This window comes from Devosia honganensis (assembly GCF_042648785.1).
GTDB classification, from domain to species: domain Bacteria; phylum Pseudomonadota; class Alphaproteobacteria; order Rhizobiales; family Devosiaceae; genus Devosia; species Devosia honganensis.
Genome location: NZ_JBHRYD010000001.1, coordinates 945,408 through 964,839 on the forward strand (window position 1 = coordinate 945,408; position 19,432 = coordinate 964,839).

20 protein-coding genes are annotated in these 19,432 nt (G+C 67.6%); 11 read left to right on the forward strand and 9 right to left on the reverse strand.

Annotated elements, in window-relative coordinates:
- Window positions 1-23: 23 nt before the first annotated feature.
- Together ACFOOL_RS04515 and ACFOOL_RS04520 are read right to left on the reverse strand one after the other, a co-directional pair.
- Window positions 24-1,703 (reverse strand): vWA domain-containing protein, encoded by a 1,680-nt coding sequence (locus ACFOOL_RS04515; protein WP_380095276.1) that lies wholly within the window; start codon window positions 1,701-1,703, stop codon window positions 24-26.
- Window positions 1,700-2,677 (reverse strand): hypothetical protein, encoded by a 978-nt coding sequence (locus ACFOOL_RS04520; protein WP_380095277.1) that lies wholly within the window; start codon window positions 2,675-2,677, stop codon window positions 1,700-1,702. The genes ACFOOL_RS04515 and ACFOOL_RS04520 overlap by 4 nt, the downstream gene beginning before the upstream one ends.
- Window positions 2,678-2,861: 184 nt before the next feature.
- Between ACFOOL_RS04520 and ACFOOL_RS04525 the strand changes: the two genes are divergently transcribed.
- The 3 genes from ACFOOL_RS04525 to ACFOOL_RS04535 are packed head-to-tail and all read left to right on the forward strand — an operon-like array spanning window position 2,862 to window position 5,832.
- Window positions 2,862-3,374, forward strand: a complete 513-nt coding sequence (locus ACFOOL_RS04525; protein ID WP_380095279.1) for a molybdopterin-dependent oxidoreductase — start codon at window positions 2,862-2,864, stop codon at window positions 3,372-3,374.
- The gene (locus ACFOOL_RS04530) at window positions 3,371-5,179 is read left to right on the forward strand and encodes a sensor histidine kinase (protein WP_380095281.1); all 1,809 of its coding nucleotides are present in this window, start codon (window positions 3,371-3,373) and stop codon (window positions 5,177-5,179) included. The genes ACFOOL_RS04525 and ACFOOL_RS04530 overlap by 4 nt, the downstream gene beginning before the upstream one ends.
- On the forward strand, window positions 5,176-5,832 hold the full coding sequence (locus ACFOOL_RS04535; protein WP_380095283.1) for a response regulator: 657 nt from the start codon (window positions 5,176-5,178) through the stop codon (window positions 5,830-5,832). Before ACFOOL_RS04530 ends, ACFOOL_RS04535 begins: the two co-directional genes overlap by 4 nt.
- A 7-nt stretch (window positions 5,833-5,839) precedes the next feature.
- Here ACFOOL_RS04535 and ACFOOL_RS04540 read toward each other — a convergent pair whose 3' ends face one another.
- Window positions 5,840-6,502 carry a TlpA family protein disulfide reductase gene (locus tag ACFOOL_RS04540; RefSeq protein WP_380095285.1) on the reverse strand — a complete coding sequence of 221 codons (663 nt, stop codon included), beginning with the start codon at window positions 6,500-6,502 and terminating at the stop codon, window positions 5,840-5,842.
- Between the two features lie 22 nt (window positions 6,503-6,524).
- On the opposite strand from ACFOOL_RS04540, the gene argH reads away from it, so the two are divergent.
- Together argH and lysA are read left to right on the forward strand one after the other, a co-directional pair.
- Entirely contained in the window at window positions 6,525-7,973 is a 1,449-nt protein-coding gene (gene argH, locus ACFOOL_RS04545) for an argininosuccinate lyase (RefSeq protein ID WP_380095918.1), read from the forward strand.
- A 34-nt stretch (window positions 7,974-8,007) separates the two neighbouring features.
- Window positions 8,008-9,267: a diaminopimelate decarboxylase gene (gene lysA / locus ACFOOL_RS04550; RefSeq protein WP_380095287.1), complete on the forward strand. Its 1,260-nt coding sequence runs from the start codon at window positions 8,008-8,010 to the stop codon at window positions 9,265-9,267.
- 8 nt (window positions 9,268-9,275) lie between these two features.
- Here lysA and ACFOOL_RS04555 read toward each other — a convergent pair whose 3' ends face one another.
- Both ACFOOL_RS04555 and ACFOOL_RS04560 read right to left on the reverse strand, forming a co-directional pair.
- The gene (locus ACFOOL_RS04555) at window positions 9,276-9,683 is read right to left on the reverse strand and encodes a response regulator (protein WP_380095289.1); all 408 of its coding nucleotides are present in this window, start codon (window positions 9,681-9,683) and stop codon (window positions 9,276-9,278) included.
- A gap of 9 nt (window positions 9,684-9,692) precedes the next feature.
- Window positions 9,693-10,547 carry a zinc-ribbon domain-containing protein gene (locus tag ACFOOL_RS04560; RefSeq protein WP_380095291.1) on the reverse strand — a complete coding sequence of 285 codons (855 nt, stop codon included), beginning with the start codon at window positions 10,545-10,547 and terminating at the stop codon, window positions 9,693-9,695.
- 230 nt (window positions 10,548-10,777) lie between these two features.
- Here ACFOOL_RS04560 and ACFOOL_RS04565 point away from each other — a divergent pair, with 230 nt between their 5' ends.
- From ACFOOL_RS04565 to ACFOOL_RS04580, 4 genes are all read left to right on the forward strand, one after another.
- Complete coding sequence (locus tag ACFOOL_RS04565) at window positions 10,778-11,440, forward strand: cell division ATP-binding protein FtsE (protein WP_380095293.1); 663 nt, start codon at window positions 10,778-10,780, stop codon at window positions 11,438-11,440.
- Window positions 11,433-12,362: a cell division protein FtsX gene (locus ACFOOL_RS04570; protein WP_380095294.1), complete on the forward strand. Its 930-nt coding sequence runs from the start codon at window positions 11,433-11,435 to the stop codon at window positions 12,360-12,362. Before ACFOOL_RS04565 ends, ACFOOL_RS04570 begins: the two co-directional genes overlap by 8 nt.
- 71 nt (window positions 12,363-12,433) lie before the next feature.
- On the forward strand, window positions 12,434-13,246 hold the full coding sequence (locus ACFOOL_RS04575; protein ID WP_380095296.1) for a lysophospholipid acyltransferase family protein: 813 nt from the start codon (window positions 12,434-12,436) through the stop codon (window positions 13,244-13,246).
- Window positions 13,247-13,364: 118 nt separating this feature from the next.
- Window positions 13,365-13,700: a hypothetical protein gene (locus tag ACFOOL_RS04580; RefSeq protein ID WP_380095298.1), complete on the forward strand. Its 336-nt coding sequence runs from the start codon at window positions 13,365-13,367 to the stop codon at window positions 13,698-13,700.
- Here the strand turns inward: ACFOOL_RS04580 and ACFOOL_RS04585 are convergent.
- On the reverse strand, window positions 13,688-14,269 hold the full coding sequence (locus ACFOOL_RS04585; RefSeq protein WP_380095300.1) for a gamma-glutamylcyclotransferase: 582 nt from the start codon (window positions 14,267-14,269) through the stop codon (window positions 13,688-13,690). The genes ACFOOL_RS04580 and ACFOOL_RS04585 overlap by 13 nt on opposite strands.
- 236 nt (window positions 14,270-14,505) lie before the next feature.
- On the opposite strand from ACFOOL_RS04585, the gene ACFOOL_RS04590 reads away from it, so the two are divergent.
- Window positions 14,506-15,477 (forward strand): DUF2125 domain-containing protein, encoded by a 972-nt coding sequence (locus tag ACFOOL_RS04590; RefSeq protein WP_380095301.1) that lies wholly within the window; start codon window positions 14,506-14,508, stop codon window positions 15,475-15,477.
- Window positions 15,478-15,497: 20 nt separating this feature from the next.
- Here ACFOOL_RS04590 and ACFOOL_RS04595 read toward each other — a convergent pair whose 3' ends face one another.
- The 3 genes from ACFOOL_RS04595 to ACFOOL_RS04605 form a co-directional block, all read right to left on the reverse strand.
- Entirely contained in the window at window positions 15,498-16,469 is a 972-nt protein-coding gene (locus tag ACFOOL_RS04595; RefSeq protein WP_380095303.1) for a prephenate/arogenate dehydrogenase family protein, read from the reverse strand.
- Window positions 16,466-17,566, reverse strand: coding sequence for a histidinol-phosphate transaminase (hisC, locus tag ACFOOL_RS04600; protein WP_380095304.1), 1,101 nt, complete (start codon window positions 17,564-17,566; stop codon window positions 16,466-16,468). Before hisC ends, ACFOOL_RS04595 begins: the two co-directional genes overlap by 4 nt.
- A 64-nt stretch (window positions 17,567-17,630) precedes the next feature.
- Entirely contained in the window at window positions 17,631-18,386 is a 756-nt protein-coding gene (locus ACFOOL_RS04605; RefSeq protein WP_380095306.1) for a class I SAM-dependent methyltransferase, read from the reverse strand.
- Window positions 18,387-18,533: 147 nt separating this feature from the next.
- Between ACFOOL_RS04605 and gloB the strand changes: the two genes are divergently transcribed.
- Entirely contained in the window at window positions 18,534-19,301 is a 768-nt protein-coding gene (gene gloB, locus ACFOOL_RS04610; protein ID WP_380095307.1) for a hydroxyacylglutathione hydrolase, read from the forward strand.
- Window positions 19,302-19,432 lie beyond the last annotated feature (131 nt).

Below are 19,432 nucleotides of genomic sequence, written 5' to 3' on the forward strand. Positions count from 1 at the left end.
GCATGCCCTCTCGGCCCGCGAGCCTATTCGGTCACCGTGATCGGGCGGGTGAAGATCACCTCCCGGTCGCGGAAGCTGTAGCGCAGCTCGTAGGCGCCCGGCTCGTCAGGCATGCGCAGCCGCAGCGGATTGTCGTCGCCGACATAGGTATAGTGAAGATAGCGGCCGCCTTCGGGTCCGATCTGGATATTGTCCCCGGACGCCGCCGGCCCGACCCAGCCGATCTCGATCACCGAACCGGCGGGCGCGGTCTCGGGGGCGATGATGTCCAACGCGATCGGCGTGATCTCGATGGGCTTCGTGTGGATCACCTCGCGGTCGCGGAAGCTGTAGCGCAGCTCGTAGGTGCCGGCCGCGATCGGCATTTGCAGCCGCAGCGGGTTGCCGTCACGTGTATAGGCGTAGTGGAGATAGCGGCCACCGACCGGGGCGATCTGGATATTGTCTCCCGACGCGTCCGGCCCGATCCAGCCGATCTCGATCACCGAACCGGCGGGCGCGGTCTCGGGGGCGACAATGTCCAGCTCGACCGGCGTGATCTCGATGGGCTGCGTGTGGATCACCTCGCGGTCGCGCAGGCTGTAGCGCAGCTCGTAGGGGCCGGGCTGGGCCGGCATCTGCAGCCGCAGCGGATTGCCGTCGCGCGTATAGGCGTAATGGAGATAGCGGCCGCCCACCGGGGCGATCTGGATATTGTCCGAGGATTCGTCCGGACCGTTCCAGCCGATCTCGATCACCGAGCCGGCGGCGGCGCTGTCCGGGGCGACCAGCGAAACCGTCGGGAGCGGCGTTTCGAACACCATCGCGTAGTTGCGCTGCTGCCCTCCCACGACGGCAAGCTGCGCCGACCGCTCCTGCTCCAGCGCGACATGATAGCCGGTGACATCCCAATAGCCGGAATGCAGCTCGGCCACGCCCGGATTGCCGTCCACCTCGAAACTCTCCCCGTCGCTGCTCAGGGTCCAGATGACGGGGGTTTCGACCAGCGGACCGTCTTCGCCATCCATCACCGCGCGCAATGTCAGCTCCGCCGCAGCCGACAAAGCCGGCGACTCCGATGGCGCCGATGGCGCGGCGACGACCTGCTGCAGCGCTTCGGAGAGCTGCTGCGCGTTGTCGGCGGTGAGGAAGCGGCCGCCGGTCTCCTCGGCGATGCATTGCATCTGCATCAGCGCCTCGGCCTCGCCCCTGACGTCGAAACCGATGACATGGGCGGTGAAGTCGATGCCCGACTGCTCCAGCGCACGCGCGGCGGCGCAGGGGTCGGGATTGCAGGTCTCGATCCCGTCGGACACCAGAATGACCGTGGCCGCCTGTTCGGTGTGGCGCAGCGCCTCGGCCGCCACGATCACCGCGTCGGTCATCGGCGTCATGCCGCGCGGGTTCAGCCCGTTGACGATCTCTATTATGTCGGCCGCGGTGCCGGGTGCCGGGTCGATGACGGTCTGGATGTCGGAGCACTGGCCGCGCTCGCGATGGCCATAGGTGACGAAGCCGAGATTCTGCTCCTCGGGGAAATCGGCGAGAATGTCGGCCACCACCTCGCGGGCGATGACGATCTTGTTCACCCCGTCGATCTGGCCCCACATCGAGCCGGAGGCATCGAGCACGAGGATGGTGCCCGGGCGGTCTTCGGCGATTGCGGGCAGGCCCATGGCGCCGAGCGCCAGTGCGGCGACGGCCGCTTTCAGCAAGGATGTCATGCGGGCGCTCCATCGCGAAGGGGTTTGGGGGCCGCGCCGCCGGTGATGCGGGCCTTGAGCTTGCGGAAATGCGACGACATCTGCTCCAGCCGCGCCTCCCATTCCGGGTCGGGCCGCTGGCCTTCGATGGTCTTGAAATAGACCTGCATCAGGCAGGCGATGGCAAAGGGTTCCAAAAGCGCGGCCTTGACGCTCCAGGCGAACAGCAGCGCAAAGACGACGCCGCCGGCTGCCCAGGCGCCCGGCATCAGGTAGACGACAAGGGCGGCGGGAGCCAGCATGACGAGAAAGACCAGAAAGCTCAGCAGATAGACGATGACCGCCAGCCAGGCGGCGTTCTTGAGCATCGTCTTGTAGTTCTGGCCGTAAAGCACCAGCGCGTCCCTGGCCGAGGCCCAGGGATCAGTGGCCCGGGTGCGGATGGCGTGGGCGAGGATGACCTCGTCGATGAAGCCGACCGCGACCCGGAGAAAGGCATGCAATATGCCCGAAATCTGCTGCGCCCCCGGTATCGGCAGGATGGTCAGGATGCCGCGCACCAGGCCGGTGATCGCGCCGATCACGCCCTTGACCAATTGGTCGATGGCGAACAGCACGCTGGCCTGCGCGAAACGCTCCTTCACCACGGCTGTCGCATGGCCGACCTGCGACCGGCCCTCCGGCATCGGCTTGCCGTCGACGAGTTCGACCAGCACCGCGATGTGGCCGGCCTTGACGATGTAGAGGATATATTCGCGCGCCCAGTACATGACGACCCCGAAGGCGCCGAAGCCGATCATCCCGCCCCACAGGGTCGAGTTCATCCGAAAGCCCTCGTCACCGAAGCCGCCGACGCCATAGCCGATGCCGGCCCCCGTTCCCGTCACCAGCACATAGCCGACGGCGATGCCGAAATAGACCGCCATGCGCAGCACGATGAAGGGCATGGTCCGCGCCATCATTCCCAGCGCGCCGCCAATGCTGAAATCCCACATGCGTTCCTCCATCACCCGGAAAGGATTCGCGAGAGCCTAGCGGGGCAGGACCGCAAGCGCCCCCTTCGTTTGAAGGGGGACGTGCAGGAAAACTGCGCTATAAAAGGGAGAATTACGTCAAGCCGCAAAAAGAAACCGAGATCAATCGGTCCGGGCGCGGCGCAAAGGAGGGGATCTGGAGGGCTTGAAGCAATTGGTTTTCCCGTCGCTGGCGGCGATGCTGCTCTGCGTCCTGGCTCCGGCGCATGCCAGGGCACAGGAACTGCCGCCGCCGCAGGGTGAGGCGGTGCTGGAAGTGCATGGCGCCATCGCCAATACCAATGCCGATGGCGCGGCTTATTTCGACATCGCCATGCTCAAGGCCCTGCCCCGGACGCGCCTCGAAACCTCCACCGCCGTCACCGACGGCGTCCGCCGGTTCGACGGTTTCCTCATGCGCGACCTGCTTGCGCTGGTCGGGGCGAGGAGCACGACGGTTACCGCCAGCGCCCTCAACGATTACGTCATCGACTTCGCCGCCGACGAATTCGAGCGCTTCGACGTGCTCGTCGCCTATGAAATGGACGGAGAGCCGCTGCTGCCCTCGGACAAGGGACCCTTGTGGATCGTCTATCCGCGCGACCAGCACGCCGAGCTTCAGGACATCCGCTACGACTATCGCTGGGTGTGGCAATTGCGGCGGCTCGACGTCGAATGAGCAAGCTCACCCGCGCCCTGCTCGGCGTCGCCCTGCCGATATTGACCATCACCCTATTCGTCGCGCTGCTGAGCTTTTCGCTGATGCGCCTCGCCGCCATCGAGCGGGACATGCGCATCGAGGCCGCGCAGAACATGCTGTGGGTGCTTTCGCGCGCGCATATAGCCAGCCTGCAACTGAGCGAAGCGGCGGCGGCGCAGCCAATGGACGAAAGCGCCCGCGCCGCGCTCGCGCTGCGCTACGAGCTGTTCCTGAGCCGGCTGGCGCTGCTCGATGACGGGCCGCAGCGCCGCCAGATGGAAAAACTCGGCTTCGCCGCCGCCCTCGACGCGCTGGGCGCGGGCCTGTCCGAGCTGGGTTCGCTGGTGACGAGCCTCGAGCCATCGGACCTGCCGCGTCTCCGGGCCATGCTCGCGCCCTATAATAGCGCACTCGGACAGGCCGCCAACAGGGCGATGGTCGCGGGATGGGACGATCTGGGCGACACGCTCGACGCCTCGCGAGCGCAACTCTGGCAGATCATCGTCTCGCTGGTCGGCATATCGCTGGCAGGCGCCGTCCTTTGCGGGCATTTCCTGCTGGCGATCCGCGACGCGCGGCGGCGCACACGGCTTCTCGACAAGGAAAAGGCATTCTCGGAACTGCTCATCGGCTCGAGCGGCGAGGGGATCGTCGCCGTGGATGAAGTGCGCCGCTGCACCGTGTGGAACGAAGCGGCCGAACGCCTGTTCAGCCAGCCGGGCGCGAGCGCGCTCGGCCAGGCACTGGTCGACATCTCCGGTTTTTTCGAAGTTGACGCGGTCCGGCAGATCATCGGCGCGGCACTCGAAGGCCGCCCGGCGGCGCTGTTCGATCAGCCATTCTTTCCGCCCGATCAGGCCACCCCGCTTTATCTGGATCTGCGCTGCTTTTCATTGCGCGAAGGCGCGGGGATCATCGGGGCGATCCTGCTGGTCTCCGACGTCACCGAGCGGCGCGAAGCGCAAAGGGAGATCGCCGATCATCGCGACCGCCTCGAGCAATTGGTGGAGGCCCGCACGCGCGAGCTCGACGCCGCCCTGACGCGCGAGCGCGCGACGGCAGAGCTCTATCGCAATTTCGGCACCATGATCTCGCACCAGTTCCGCACGCCGCTCGCCATCGTCGATTCGGCGCTGCACCGCCTCATGCGCCGCCGCGACAAGCTCACGCCGGACGAGGTGCTGGAGCGCGGCGGCAATGCCCGCCATGCGATTGCCCGCCTGACCCGGCTGGTCGACAGCACGCTCGACGCCGCGCGCCTCGACGCTGGCCAGATCGATATCCGCACCCGGCCCTGCGATCTGCTCGAGATCGTTGCGGAGGTTTGCTGCCGGCAGGCCGAACAGACGCCCGAGCGGGCGATATCGCTCGAGGACGCGACCGGGGGTGGCGCGACCGTCTGTTGCGATCCCGTGCACGCGGAAAACATCCTCGCCAATCTCGTATCCAACGCCGTGAAATATTCGCCGCCGGAAACGCCGGTCACCATCGTGCTGGCCGGCGGCGACACGCAGATCGAATGCGCCGTGGTCAATGAGGGAACGCTGGAGGACCCCGCCGAGCGGACAGCGCTGTTCGAGCGCTATTATCGCGGCCGCAATGCCGAAGGCCGGCCGGGCATCGGCGTCGGGCTCTACATGGCGAGAACCCTGGCGCGGCTGCAAGGCGGCGAGGTGCAATTGCAGCCATCCGAGCCGGGTACGGTCCGGATGGCCCTGCTGCTTCCCCGCGCCGGGCGCCGTCCCGATGCGGCAAAAACCGCTTCCGCAAAGGTGCCGGCATGAAGGGCTGGCCGCCGGCGGGGCAAAAGCGCTTCCGCATCCTCTGCGTCGAGGACGAGGCGCAATTACGCCGCGACATCGCCGACGAACTGGCCGAGGCCGGCTACGACGTCATCGAGGCAGGCAACGGCGAGGAGGCGCTGGCGATATTGGCCAAAAACCGCCCCGATCTCGTCCTGTGCGACATCTCGATGCCGGGCCTGTCCGGCTACGAAGTATTGAGCGCCTTGCGGGAAACGGGTTCCGACAGTGCCGAAACCCCGTTCGTCTTCCTGTCGGCCCTTGCCGATCCGCGGCAGATCGTCGACGGCAAGCGGCTGGGGGCCGACGACTACCTGGTCAAGCCGATCGACTACGACCTGCTGCTGGCGACGGTGGATGCGCGGCTGCGCCAGATCGAGCGCATCCGCGCCGCCCGGAGACAGGGCCGGCCCGCCGATGCGGCAACCTCGTCCGCGTCTTTCGGGCTGACGCCGGCCGAAACCCGCATCGCCTCGGCACTCGCCCAGGGCAGAACTCCCGCCCAAATCGCCGCGGGATTCAACATTTCCCGCACCACCGTCACCTTCCATTTGCGCAACATCTTCCAGAAAACCGGCACCAGCCGGCAGGCGGAACTGGTCGCGGTGCTTTTAGGGGCGGAAGGGATGCGGTGACCTCCGCCTACCCCCGCAGGCCGATCAGCGCCTCCACCACGGCCTTGCCGTCATTGCTGTGCCATTCGGCGGGGCCCTGCAGCACGGCCAGTTCGCAGCCCTCGGCGTCGAGCAGCAGCGTTGCCGGCAGGCCCACCGCCACGGCCTCGCGCTTCAGCCGCTCGAAGGCGGCGAAGGTGTTGTCGGCATAGAGCGGCAGGTTCCGGAACTGCCCCTCGTCGAGGAAGTCCTGGGCCTTTTCCAGCCCGCCCGCGCCGATATCGAGATTGATCGGCAGCACCATGAAGCGGTCGGAATTGTATTGCGTGGCGATCTCGTCCAGCGCCGGCATCTCCTCGCGGCAGGGCACGCACCAGCTCGCCCAGAAATTGACCAGCAGCGCCCTGCCACTGAAATCGGCGATGGTCAGGTCGCGGCCCGCCTCGTCCTTGAAGCCCATGTCGGCATAGCCGCGCCCCTCGCCGGTGCCGTTGAGCGCCGCCAATTGCCCCACCGCCGCCGCGTCCAGAATCTGCGCCGCCGCCGTCTGCGCCGGACATTCATTGGCCGTGCCGGCATTGCCCAGCATCAGCCATGCCGCTATAGACCCGCCCAGCACGGCCAGTCCCGCCGCTGCGGGCAAGATCCATCCAAAGGCGGTTTGGGGACGTTTCAAGCGGGTGAATTGCATGGTGTCTCCGGACAAGCAGGCTCTGAGCAACAAGATGTGGGGCGGACGCTTCGCCGAGGCGCCCGACGCGGTGATGGAGGAGATCAATGCCTCCATCGGGTTCGACCAGCGTCTCTTCCGCCAGGATATTGCCGGATCGAAGGCCCATGCGACAATGCTCGCGGCGACGGGCATTCTGACGCAGACCGACCGCGACGCCATCCTGGCCGGCCTCGACGAGGTGCTCGCCGAAATCGAGGACGGCCGGTTCGAATTCTCGCGCACCCTCGAGGACATCCATATGAATGTCGAGAGCCGGCTGCGCGAAAAGATCGGCGACGCCGCGGGGCGCCTGCACACGGCGCGCTCGCGCAACGACCAGGTCGCCACCGATTTCCGCCTTTATGTGCGCGACGCCATCGACATGCTGGTCGCCCAGATCCGCGCCCTGCAATCGGGGCTCGTCACCCGCGCCGAGGAGGAGGCCGAAACCATCCTGCCCGGCTTCACCCATCTGCAGAACGCCCAGCCGGTGACCTTCGGGCACCACCTGCTCGCCTATGTAGAGATGCTCGGCCGCGATGCCGGCCGGCTGCTCGACTCCCGGGCGCGCCTCAACGAAAGCCCGCTGGGCTCGGCGGCACTGGCCGGAACGCCCTATCCGATCGACCGTGACCTGACCGCCGCCGCGCTCGGCTTCGACCGCCCCACCGCCAATTCGCTCGACGCGGTCTCGGACCGCGACTTCATCCTCGAGACCCTCGCCGCCGCCGCCATCTGCGCCATGCATCTGTCGCGCTTCGCCGAGGAAATGGTGATCTGGTCCTCGGCCCAGTTCGGCTTCATCAAGCTGTCGGACAAGTTCACCACCGGCTCCTCGATCATGCCGCAAAAGCGCAATCCGGACGCCGCCGAACTGGTGCGCGCCAAGATCGGCCGCATATTGGGGGCGCTCAATTCGCTGCTCGTGGTGATGAAGGGCCTGCCATTGGCCTATTCCAAGGACATGCAGGAGGACAAGGAAGTCGCCTTCGACGCCATCGACGCGCTGTCGCTGTCGCTGGCCGCCATGACCGGCATGGTCGCCGACATGCAGCCCGACCGGAAGAGGATGCGCGCCTCCGCCGCCGCGGGCTTCTCCACCGCCACGGATGTCGCCGACTGGCTGGTGCGCGAGCTCGACATCCCCTTCCGCGACGCCCACCACATCACCGGGCAGATCGTGGCGCTGGCCGAACAAAAGCATTGCGGCCTCGAGGACCTCGCCATAGAGGATTTCAAGCGCATCGACCAGCGGATCGATGACCGCATCCGCAAGGTGCTGACGGTCGAGGCCTCGGTGGCGGCGCGCGCCTCCTTCGGCGGCACCGCCCCGGCCAATGTGCTGCGCGAGGCCGCCCGCTGGAAAAGCGCGCTGACCGGCGAGCCGCACCAGCCTCGCCCCCTCAAAGGGCAGCGGGGACAGGGCGGCGGCGAGGGCGGGACGGAATAGCCCGGCTACGGCCGGGCAAGAGAGGAAGACGGGCTTGGTCCACCATTTCGAACAACGCGACGGCACGCTGTTTGCCGAGGATGTCAACCTCAACGCGCTGGCGGCCGAGGTCGGCACGCCGTTCTACGTCTATTCCTCGGCCACTTTGCGCCGCCATGTGCGCGTGGTGCAGCGGGCCTTCGAGGGCATTCCCACCCTCATCGCCTATGCCATGAAGGCCAATTCCAACCAGGCGGTGCTGAAACTCATGGCGGCCGAGGGATGCGGCGCGGACGTGGTGTCGCTGGGCGAGCTCGAACGGGCGCTGGCCGCCGGCATCGCCCCGGATAGGATCGTCTTTTCCGGCGTCGCCAAGACCGTGGCCGAGATGCGCCGCGGGCTCGAGGCCGGCATCAAATGCTTCAATGTCGAGAGCGAGCCCGAACTGGAGCGCCTCTCCATGGTGGCCGCCGATATGGGCCGCGTCGCGCCCGTCTCCATCCGCGTCAATCCCGACGTCGACGCGCGCACCCACGCCAAGATCTCCACCGGCAAGTCCCAGGACAAGTTCGGCATTCCGTTCCGGCGCGCCCGCGAGGTCTATCGCCGCATGGCCGAATTGCCCAATGTCGATGCCGTCGGCGTCGACATGCATATCGGCAGCCAGATCACCGACCTCGAGCCCTTCGGCAACGCCTTCGGCCTCCTGGCCGAACTGGTGACGCAATTGCGCGAAGACGGGCACCGGATCGAGCATGTCGATATCGGCGGGGGCCTCGGCATCCCCTATCATCACGACCGGGAAGCCCCGCCGCACCCCGACGCCTATGCGGCGCTGGTGCGCGACAAGGTGGGCGGATTGGGCTGCTCGCTGGTGATCGAGCCGGGACGGCTGCTGGTGGGCAATGCCGGCATCCTCGTCACCAAAGTCGAATATGTGAAGCGGGGCGAGGCCGATTTCATCATCGTGGATGCGGCGATGAACGATCTTCTCCGTCCCACGCTTTACGAGGCGCATCACGACATCGTGCCGGTCAACCAGTCCAACCGCCCCCCCATTACCGGCGATATCGTGGGACCGGTCTGCGAAAGCGGCGACTATCTGGCCAGGGGCCGCACCATTCCCGGCGTCGAGGAGGGCGACCTGCTGGCGGTGATGAGCGCCGGCGCCTATGGCGCGGTCATGGCCTCGACCTATAATTCGCGGCCCCTGATCCCCGAAGTGCTGGTCGATGGCGGGCGCTGGCACGTCATCCGCCCGCGGCGTCCGCTCGCCGACCTGCTGGCGCTCGACAGCGTGCCCGACTGGCTCTGATCACCGGCTCATTGCAGCGCCTGCCGGGCCAGCGACACCACCTCGACCGGTCGTCCATGCAGCGCATCGTCGACCTTGGCGAGCAGGTCGGCGAGGGAAAACGGCTTGGGAATGACGTCATAGATCAGCGCATCGAGCCCATGGGCCCGCTCGCGCTGGTCGGCGAAGCCGGTCATCAGCAGGATGGTCAGGTCGGGATGGCGTGCCCCCACATGCAGGGCCAGCGCGATCCCGTCCATCACCGGCATTTTGATGTCCGAGAGCAACAGGTCGAACTGCCCGCCGCGAGCATCCACGGTCTCGGCCGCCAGCCCCCCGTCCTCCTCGGCCACCACCTCGTGGCCCTTCATGCTGAGGGCGCTGACGACGAAGGCGCGGACGGAAGGATCGTCTTCTGCAACGAGGATACGGGCCATGGGTCTTTCCTAGTAAGGTTCGCCGGCTTCCGGCATCGCGGCCGGGCCGGCAGGGAGATCCACCGACGGATCGGACAGTCCGGCCCTGCCGGCGCCGGCAAAACTCAGGCGGACGCGCACCGCCTCGCTGGGCGGCAACGACAGCCGCGTATCGAAGGTTGCACGTTCCCCCGCCATGAGGTCGCGCACCCGGGGCGCGACGCTCCATTCATAGACGGCGCGGCCGCTCGCATCGAGCAGGCTCACCACCACCGGCGGCACCGGCACCGGGCGGGAGGCGCGGCCCACGATCTGGGCCGAGACCATCAGCACGTCCCTGCCGTTCGAGAGCGTGCGCAGCGTTTCGAGCCCGGCAAAATCCAGCCCCACCACATTGACCCCCAGCCCCGCCGCCTCGTAGAGCCCGGCCAGGTCCGGATAGCGCTCGACAAGCGGCACCCGGCCGAAATAGGCGCCGCAAAGCAGGGCCGCCAGCAGCACCGCCCCCACCACCCGCGCCGCGCGCCGCACGCGCGCCAGGGGCTGGCGCGAGCTCATGGCATGGCGCCGGCGCGAATAGGCGACCTGCCGCTTTTTCATCTCGGCGGCATCGGGCGCCGCCGGCAGCGGGCCGGGAACGGGCGCAACGAAGCCCCCCGAAGCGGGCGCTGCCACCAGCGCCTCGGCCTCCATGGCGTCGTCCAGCGCGTCCTCGTCCATGGCCTCGAATAACCGGTCGTCCCCCATCGCCTCGCCCGCCGCGGGCAGCGGCGCCTGCTGCCAGGCCTGGTGGCAATGGGCGCACTGCACCTTGCGGCCGGCCGAGCCGATGGCCTCGAAGGCCACCCGGTATCTGGTCTGGCAATGCGGGCAGGAAATGATCATCGGGCGGCGTTCGGGGTCTCGTCTCGGCGCTGTTGCGGGCGGCGGCAGGCGTTCCGGACCCTATCCCTTGCGGGGTTAAAACTCCTCAAACCTCCGCCCCAACAAAATTGTGCCGCTTTCCCCCGTCCAAAGGGGTGGCCATGCCGCGACGGGCGCCGCCCGCTGCTATGATGGGCCGATGGCTGATTCGCCCTGGATCGCCGTCGCCACCGGATGGGGAGCATACGTTCTTGATCGAGTTTTCCGATGTGGGCCTGCGCTACGGCAATGGCCCGGAGATCCTCAAAGACCTGACCTTCTCCATCGAGCCGGGCTCGTTCCACTTCCTCACCGGCCCCTCGGGCTCGGGCAAGACCAGCCTCCTGCGCCTGCTGCTGCTTTCGCTCAAGCCCAGCCGCGGCCGCGTCACCATGTTCGACGAGGATGTGGGCGATCTCGACCAGGACCGGCTCTTGCAGATGCGCCGGCATATCGGCATCGTCTTCCAGGAATTCCGCCTGCTCGACCACCTGACCACGTTCGAGAACGTCGCCCTGCCGCTGCGCGTGCTGGGCCAGCCGGAAAGCGAATATCGCCCCAATGTGGTGGAACTGCTCGAATGGGTGGGGCTGGGGGAGCGGATGCACGCCCTGCCCACTCTGCTCTCGGGCGGCGAGAAGCAGCGCGCCGCCATCGCCCGCGCCGTCATCGCCCGCCCCAAGGTGCTGCTGGCCGACGAGCCCACCGGCAATGTCGATCCCGAACTCTCGAGCCGGCTGGTGCACCTGTTCGCCGAACTCAACCGCACCCTGGGGATGACCATTATCCTGGCCACCCACGAACTGCCCCTGCTCGACCGGTTCCCCTATCCGCGCATGGTGCTCAACCGGGGGGAGCTGACCATCCATGATTAGGCAATTGCTGAGCCTGCTGCCGCGCCGCGGCGGCGCCGCCCCCATCGTGCCCGAAAAGAGCGTGGCCGGGCGCACCCTGCTATTGCTGATCACCATCATGGCCTTCCTGTCGGCCGTGACCCTGGGCGGGGTGGTGCTGGTGCAGAAATCGGCCATCGCCTGGTCCGCCGATGTGGGACGGGAGCTGACCATCCAGATCCGCCCGGTCGAGGGCGAGGTGATGGAGAGCAATCTGCGCACCGCCGTGTCGCTGGCCCAGTCGACCCCCGGCGTCTCGGGCGCGCGGGCCCTGACCATCGAGGAGAGCCAGGCCCTGCTCGAGCCCTGGCTGGGGGCGGGGCTCGATCTTTCCGCCATCGCCATTCCGCGCCTCGTCGTGGTGCAGCTGGCCGATCCCGTCGATGCCGATATCGAGCAGCTCCAGCGCAATCTACAGGCGGTCCGGGGCGCCAGCCTCGACACCCATGCAGCCTGGCGCCAGCAGCTCAACACCATGGCCGGCACCATCGTGCTCTCGGGCCTGCTGGTGCTGGGGCTGATCGGCGTCGCCACCGTGCTCGCCATCGTCTTCGCCACGAGGGGCGCCATGGCCTCCAATCGCGAGATCGTCGACGTGCTGCATTTCATCGGCGCCTCCAACCGCTTCATCGCCGGCGAATTCCAGGGCCGGTTCCTCTCCATCGGCCTGCAAGGCGGGCTGCTGGGCGCGGTGCTGGCGGTGCTGTTCTTCGCCCTGGTCGGCGCCGCCGCCGGCAGCGTCCTGCCCAGCGAGGCCACCGCCCAGATGGGCGTCCTGTTCGGCCAGTTCTTCCTCGGCTGGGACGGCATCGCCTTCATCGCCGCGGTGGTGCCGGTGATCGCCGCGCTCACCGCCATCACCTCGCGCGTCACCGTGCGCAGATATCTGGGCGAGGCCTCCTGAGGCCCATTGCTCTCGCCAAGCGCCCGCCGCGCCGCTATGAAAGCATCAGGCGCGGAGGCCGGGGGAATTCCATGTCGCTCAAGACGCTCATTCAGGCGATCCGCACCGCGCTGTTCTATGTCGCCTTCATCGGGCAGACGGCGGTGCTGGCGATCCTGGCCGGCACGGTGGGGCTGGTGGCGGGGCGCACCCGCTTCGGCTGGGCCATCGCCCGCTACTGGTGCTGGTCCAATGTCCGGCTGCTGCGCTGGCTCACCGGCCTGAACACCCATGTCGAGGGCGCCGGGAACATCCCGCCCGGCGGCTGCATCATCGCCTCCAAGCATCAGTCCGACTGGGACATCTTCGCCATCTTCCCCCATATCGGCCGCCCCGCCTATATCGCCAAGAAGGAGCTGATGCGCATTCCCTTCTTCGGCTGGGCCGCCCGCTCGCTCGACTGTATCGAGATCGACCGCCAGAAGGGGGCCGAGGCGATTCCCGCCATGATCGAGCAGGCGCGCGACGCCATCGCCCGCGGCTGCCGCATCGTCATCTACCCCGAAGGCACCCGCAAGGCGCCGCTCTCGCCGCCCGGATATCGGCAGGGCATCGTGCGCATGTATGCGGAGCTGGGCGTGCCGGTGGTGCCGGTGGCGCTCAATTCCGGCCTGTTCTGGGGCCGCAACAGCCCGGTCATCTGGCCCGGCACCGCCAGCGCCCGCTTCCTGCCGCCCATCGAGCCGGGCCTGCCGCCCACAATCTTTCTCGAACGGCTGCGCAGCGCCATCGAGGCCGACTCGACCGAGCTGGCGCTGGAGGCGGCGGCGACCGGTCTCGGCCGGGTTCCCGACGCGGCGCTGCAGGAGCGTTTGGCCAGGGCGCGCCAAACCACGCACCACTAGATGTTGACCGATTACGCAAATCGACCCATAGATGTAGATATGAACGTCAGGCGCGCTTGACATTCAACCAAGTTTGTTCCATATTTGTTCTTCTTCTGGAACGCAGGGGAAACCCGAAATGGCATCGGTTGGCGACATGCAGCGGGAAAGCGGCCTTCAGGGGCGGATGGCGCATTGGCACGGCCGCTCCGGCCGCAGCTACGGGCTGGCCTGGGAGAGCCTTGAGAGCTTTTCCATGCACGAAGCCGACCTCTATCTGATCGCCAAAGGCGGTCATGTGCTCTGGGTCGGCTCCACTCAGGAATTGGTGGGCGATCCGCTGAGCCGGGCGCGCTTCCGCCTGGCCCTCGACTGCGCCACCCATGTGTTCCGCCTCCCCGCGCCGGACAACCGGCCCTCGGCGATCTGGGACCTGGAAGGCGCCTCGCCCGAGGCGGCGGTTCAGGCCGCCTGACCGGCCGGTCCCCGCCCGCCGCTCTCTTTTTCGAGCTCCCGCGCCAGCAGCATCAGCGCCCGGTCCCGGATACCCAATTCGGCCAAATGCCTCGCGGTATTGAGCACATAGTCCACATTGCGCCCCGAAATGCCCACGCCCGCCCGAATCATCGCCAGTTGGCTCTCAAGGCTCAGCGCCCCGGCGAACTGCTCATGCGTCTCGTCGACGAGATAGGTCAGCGCCCGCACCTCCCGCCCGTCCGCCAACATCACCTTGCGCAGTGTCTCCCGATAGACCGAGGTGACCAGCTCGCGCTGGTCGAGATAGGCCTTCACCCCGGACCACTCGGCCGCCGCCACCTCGAAGACCATGCCCCGGCAGGAGCCGCCCCGCGTCAGCCCGAACACCAGCCCGGGACGCTCGCGCGTACCGCGATGGTGGTGCGAAATGATCGAGAGCGACCGATGGGCGCCCCGCAGCAGGCCCTGCTGCACCCCGACATGCGCAAAGCCCGGATTCCAGATCAGGGACCCGTATCCGAACACCCATCTCGTCTTCCCGCTGCCGCTTTCGTCCGTTTCCAGCATCGTCCGATCCGCCTGGAGCGCCGACGATCCGATGGAATCGGATCGAGCGCTCTATCTGTCTATCATTGCATCGGAGGCTTCCGAAAACCGCTTCGCACTTTTCGGTCCGATGCTTAAAACCCCGCCACCCATGGATGGCCTCCCGGCCACTATGCCGGATGCGGCATGGATGGCAAATGAACACGGGCGCCGTAAACCCGCTTCTGACCGGGCCGCTTGAAGGGTAAGAAGAAGGCATGAAGAAGCGAATCATCATTCTGGGCGCCGTGGTACTGCTGGTCGTCCTGGTCTGGACCGGCGCCTGGCACGTCCTTGCCGGCCAGATCCGCCAGCATGTCGAGGCGCTGGCCTTCGCCGACGGGGAGAGCACGCCCCGTCTCACCTGCGACCGGCTGGATGTCGGCGGCTTCCCGTTCCGCTTCGACATCGATTGCGCCGATGCCGCCATCCTTGCCGGCGACATGCTGGTGGAGATACCCGGCCTGCGCGCCAGCGCCATGGTCTATCGCCCCAACCATGTCCTCGCCTCGGCCCTGGGCCCGGCGCAGTTTTCCGACGCCTTCACCGGCCAGCGGCAGGCGCTGGCCTGGGAGGACCTGGAAGCCAGCCTGCGCCTCGAGCACTGGCGCATTGCCCGGCTATCCATCCTCGTCGAGGCGCCGAGCTGGAGCGACCGGCTGTTCGGGGACACGCTCATCGCCCGCAGTCCGCATCTGGAAGCGCACCTGCTCGACATGCCCGAGCTGCACGACAGCCAGGCCGGGCGCGCCGCCCTCGCCCTTTACCTGCGCATGCGCGAACTCGAGGCGCCGGGCGTGCTGACCTCTCCCGCCAATGTCGAGATCGAGCTCGAAGCGACGGCGCTGCGCGACGATATCCGCGATTGGGGGCTGGCGCCGTTCCTGCCCGACTGGCAGCAGGCCGGGGGCCGGTTGCGCATCGTGGGCATCCGGGCCGAGGACGGCGCCGCCGACCTCAACGCCAGCGGCGAGATGGCGCTCAACGCTGCGGGCTATCCCACCGGCAGCATCGACATCGATTCGCTCGGGGTCGCCGAACGCATCGGCCCGCATCTCGAGGAGCCCTGGCGCACGCTGGTGCTGGGCGTCCCCGACACCGAGGGACGGCACAAGAACCGGCTGACCTTCGCCGGCGGCGGCCTTTCCTCCGGCCTCGTGCCGGTCGCCACCCTGCCCCCGCTGTTCTGACCGGTCGCCCGCGGCCGTTCTCAGGCGTCGTCGCCCCCGCCATGGTCGCGCAGGAAAGCAGATGCCGGCACTGGCGGCGCCTCGTGCGAGCGGCCGAAATCGGGCGCTGCGGTCTCCTGCCCGGCATCGATGATCGAGCGGCGGATCGCCCGTGTGCGGGTGAACAGCGCCTCGAGTCGGGCGCCGTCGCCGGTGCGCACCGCCCGCTGCAGCACCGAAAGGTCCTCGAGGAACCGCCCCAGCATTTCCAGCACCGCCTCGCGATTGGTCAGGAAGACGTCGCGCCACATCACCGGATCGGACGCGGCGATGCGGGTGAAGTCGCGAAAGCCCGAGGCGGAGAACTTGACCACTTCCGACTGCGTATCGGCTTCCAGATCCGCCACCGTGCCCACGATATTGTAAGCGACCAGATGCGGGATATGGCTGGTGATGGCCAGCACCATGTCGTGATGGGCCGCGTCCATGCACTCCACCATCGACCCCATTTCCCGCCAGAAGGCGGCAAGCCGCTCGGTTTGCGCAGGCGGCACACCGGGCGCCGGCGTCAGCACGCACCAGCGGCCGGCGAACAATTCGGCAAAGCCGGCGGCAGGCCCCGAATGCTCGGTGCCGGCGATGGGATGGCCGGGGATGAAATGCACGCCATCGGGCACATGCGGCCCCACCACCTTGAGCACATGCGCCTTGACCGAACCGACATCGGACAGGATGGCGCCCTGTTCCAGCGCCGGCGCGATAGAAGCCGCCAATGCGCCATAGGCGCCCACGGGAGCGCAAAGAATGACCAGATCGGCACCGCGCACCGCCTCGGCTGCCTCGAGCGTATAGATGTCTCCGAGGCCCAGACCCCGCGCCTCCGCCAGCGTTTCGGGCCGACGCGTGGCGATGGCGATGCTATCGACCAGCCTCTGGCGCCGCGCGGCCAGGGCAATGGACGAACCGATAAGGCCGATGCCGATCAGGGCCAGCTTGCGGAAGCGGACGCTCATTTGGCCGGCACCGTGGATTTGAGCACCTCGGCGACCCGGCGCATCGCCGCTTCCGCGCCGATGGAAATCCGCAGCCCGTTGGCGATGCCGTAGGAGGCGCCGATCTCGCGCACGATATAGCCGGCCTGCGCCAGTGCCTCGAAGGCGGACGCCGCCGTTTCGGCATCCTCGAACAGCACCATGACGAAATTGGCCTGGCTGGGCACCACGCGCATGCGGTTGGAGCTGGCGCGCAGCTCCGCCGTGATCCAGTCGCGCCAGCGCGCATTGTGCTCGCTGAGGCGCCTGGTGAACGCCACGTCCCGCGCCGCCGCCGCTCCCGCCAGTTGTGCCGGCAGGTTGACGTTGAACGGCCCCCGGATGCGATGGAGCGTATCCACCACATGGCCGGGACCCACCATCCAGCCGATGCGGGCGGCGGCCAGGCCGATCTTGGAGAAGGTGCGCACCATGACGACATTGGGCTGGGTGCGTGCCAGCTCGAGCCCGTCCGCATAGTCCTCCGCCGTCACATATTCGGCATAGGCGCTGTCGATGACGAGGAGGATATCGGGCCGCAGCCCCGCATGCAGCCGCGCCACCGCGGCGGCATCGAGATAGGTGCCGGTGGGATTGTTCGGATTGGCCAGCCAGACGACTTTCGTATGCGCGGTGACCGCCGCCAGCAGGGCATCGACATCGGCGCTATAGTCGCGCTCCTCGACCATGACGATCTTGGCGCCGGCCGCCCTGGTGACGATGGGATAGACCGAAAAGCCATAACGGCTCATCACCGCCTCGTCGCCCGGGCCGAGATAGGCCTGCGCCAGCAGGTGCAGCAGGTCGTCCGAGCCATTGCCGCACACAATGCTTGCCGGGTCGATGCCGTGCACCTCCCCCAGTGCCTCGCGCAACAGCCGCGAGGAGCCCTCGGGATAGACCTGGAGCTGCGCGGCGCTGGCGGCGAAGGCCTCCACCGCCCTGGGGCTGGCGCCCAGCGGCGATTCATTGGCCGACAGCTTAATCGCACCGCTGCCCGGCGCGCCGGACTTGCCCGGCAGATAGGCTGCGATGTCGAGAATGCCGGGCTGCGGCGTGGGGCGGCGGGGTTCGGACATGACGGATCACCGGGCAGGAAAAGCCGGCGGACCATAGTGAAACCGGCTGTTAAAGGCAAAGCCTCTATGCACTTGCATGCCCCGGCGCCTGCTTGGCGCGGGCCGTTGCGGTGGAGAGGCCGGGCAGGCGCACATAACGCTCGGTCCTAAGGCGCCTGGGAACGGCGGGAAACGCCTCCTTGCGCGCCCTGACGCAGATGGCCCCGCTCATGGTGGGCCCCAATAGCGGGCCGAACCGCTCGAAAAAGCGGGTGGACCTGAGCACCAGCGAGGATTGCACCGGCGGCAGGAACAGCGCATCGCGCCAGGCCTCGGGCACGAAGCTGTGGTCGCGCAGCAGCTTTTCGAGCTGCCCGCCCGAATAGGGATTGCCCTGGCCGAACGGGGTATTGTCCCATTGCGCCCAGATGCCGCGCCGCCGCGGCACGACGATGACCAGATGCCCGTTGGGCGCCGTCACCCGCCACAGTTCGCGCATCAGCTCCTCCGCATCGGCGATGTGCTCGAGCGCATGCACGGCGATGGTCAGGTCGATGGCCGCATCGGTCAGCGGCATTTCCAGCGGGTCGCACAATATGGTGCAGGACGGCCCCTCCCGCGGCCAGGCCGAGGCGCCCTGCCGCTCGGGCATGAAGGCCAGCACCCGCTCGGCCCCCTCGAGCGCGAAGCGCAGATAGGGCGTGGCGAAACCCAGCCCCAGCACGCGCCGGCCCCGGACGTCGCCTGCCAGCGCCACGATCTGCTCGCGCACCAATGCCCGGGAAATCCGGCCCAGCGGCGATTTGTAATAGTCGATGAGACGCAAAACATCGCTGGTCATGGCCCGAATTTAGGCAAGCGCCACCGACTTGTCCAATTGGCGATTGCCATGAGGCGCCGCGCCTTCGCCGGTGTTCCGGCAAAGCGCGATTCCCCTTTCCGCCCCGATGTTCTAGCCTCGGGCACCAATAAAAGAAGGAGAATGGCGATGGGCCTCAGCGTGGACGTGTTCGCCGCCCGCAGCGACAATTTCGGCTATCTGGCGCATGACGAGGAGACCGGGCGCACCGCCGCCATCGACGCCCCCGAGGCCGGGCCGATCCGGGCGGCGCTGGCCCGCCGCGGCTGGGGCCTCACCGATATCTTCATCACCCATCATCATGCCGACCACGTCGAGGCCATAGGCGAGCTCAAGGCCGCCTTCGGCGCCCGCGTCACCGGCCCCGCCGCCGAGGCCGGCAAGATCGACGGCCTCGACGAACTGGTGCACGACGGCGACCGGGTCGGGCTGGGCAGGACCACGCTCGAGGTCATCGCCACGCCCGGCCACACGCTGGGCCATGTCGTTTACTACGATGCAGCGGGGGGACACCTGTTCTCGGCCGACGCGCTGTTCTCGCTGGGGGCGGGGCGCATGTTCGAGGGAGCGCCCGGACCGATGTGGGAGGGCCTCAAGCGCCTGCGCGCCCTGCCTGACGACACCCTGGTCTATTGCGGGCACGAATATACGCTTGCCAATGCCCGCTTCGCCCTCTCCATCGACCCGGACAACGCGGCGCTGCAGGCTCGCGCCGCCGAGGCGGAGGCGCTGCGGAAAGAAGGGCGCTTCACCATTCCCTTCCGGCTGGGCGAGGACAAGCGTGCCAATCCCTTCCTGCGCGCCGACGCGCCGGAGCTGGCGGCGCACTATGGGCTGGACGGCACTGATCCGGCCGCGGTGTTCGCCGCCATCCGCAAGGGCAAGGACGATTTCTGAGCGCGCCGGTTAACCATTGACTTGTGAACAAGATCCGGCGCGGGATCGAAATGTGTTAACGGACTGTTAACATCTGGCACGGTGCTTGCCCCGAATAGGGCAGGATGCCGTCGGACCTGCCCCAGTTCGGG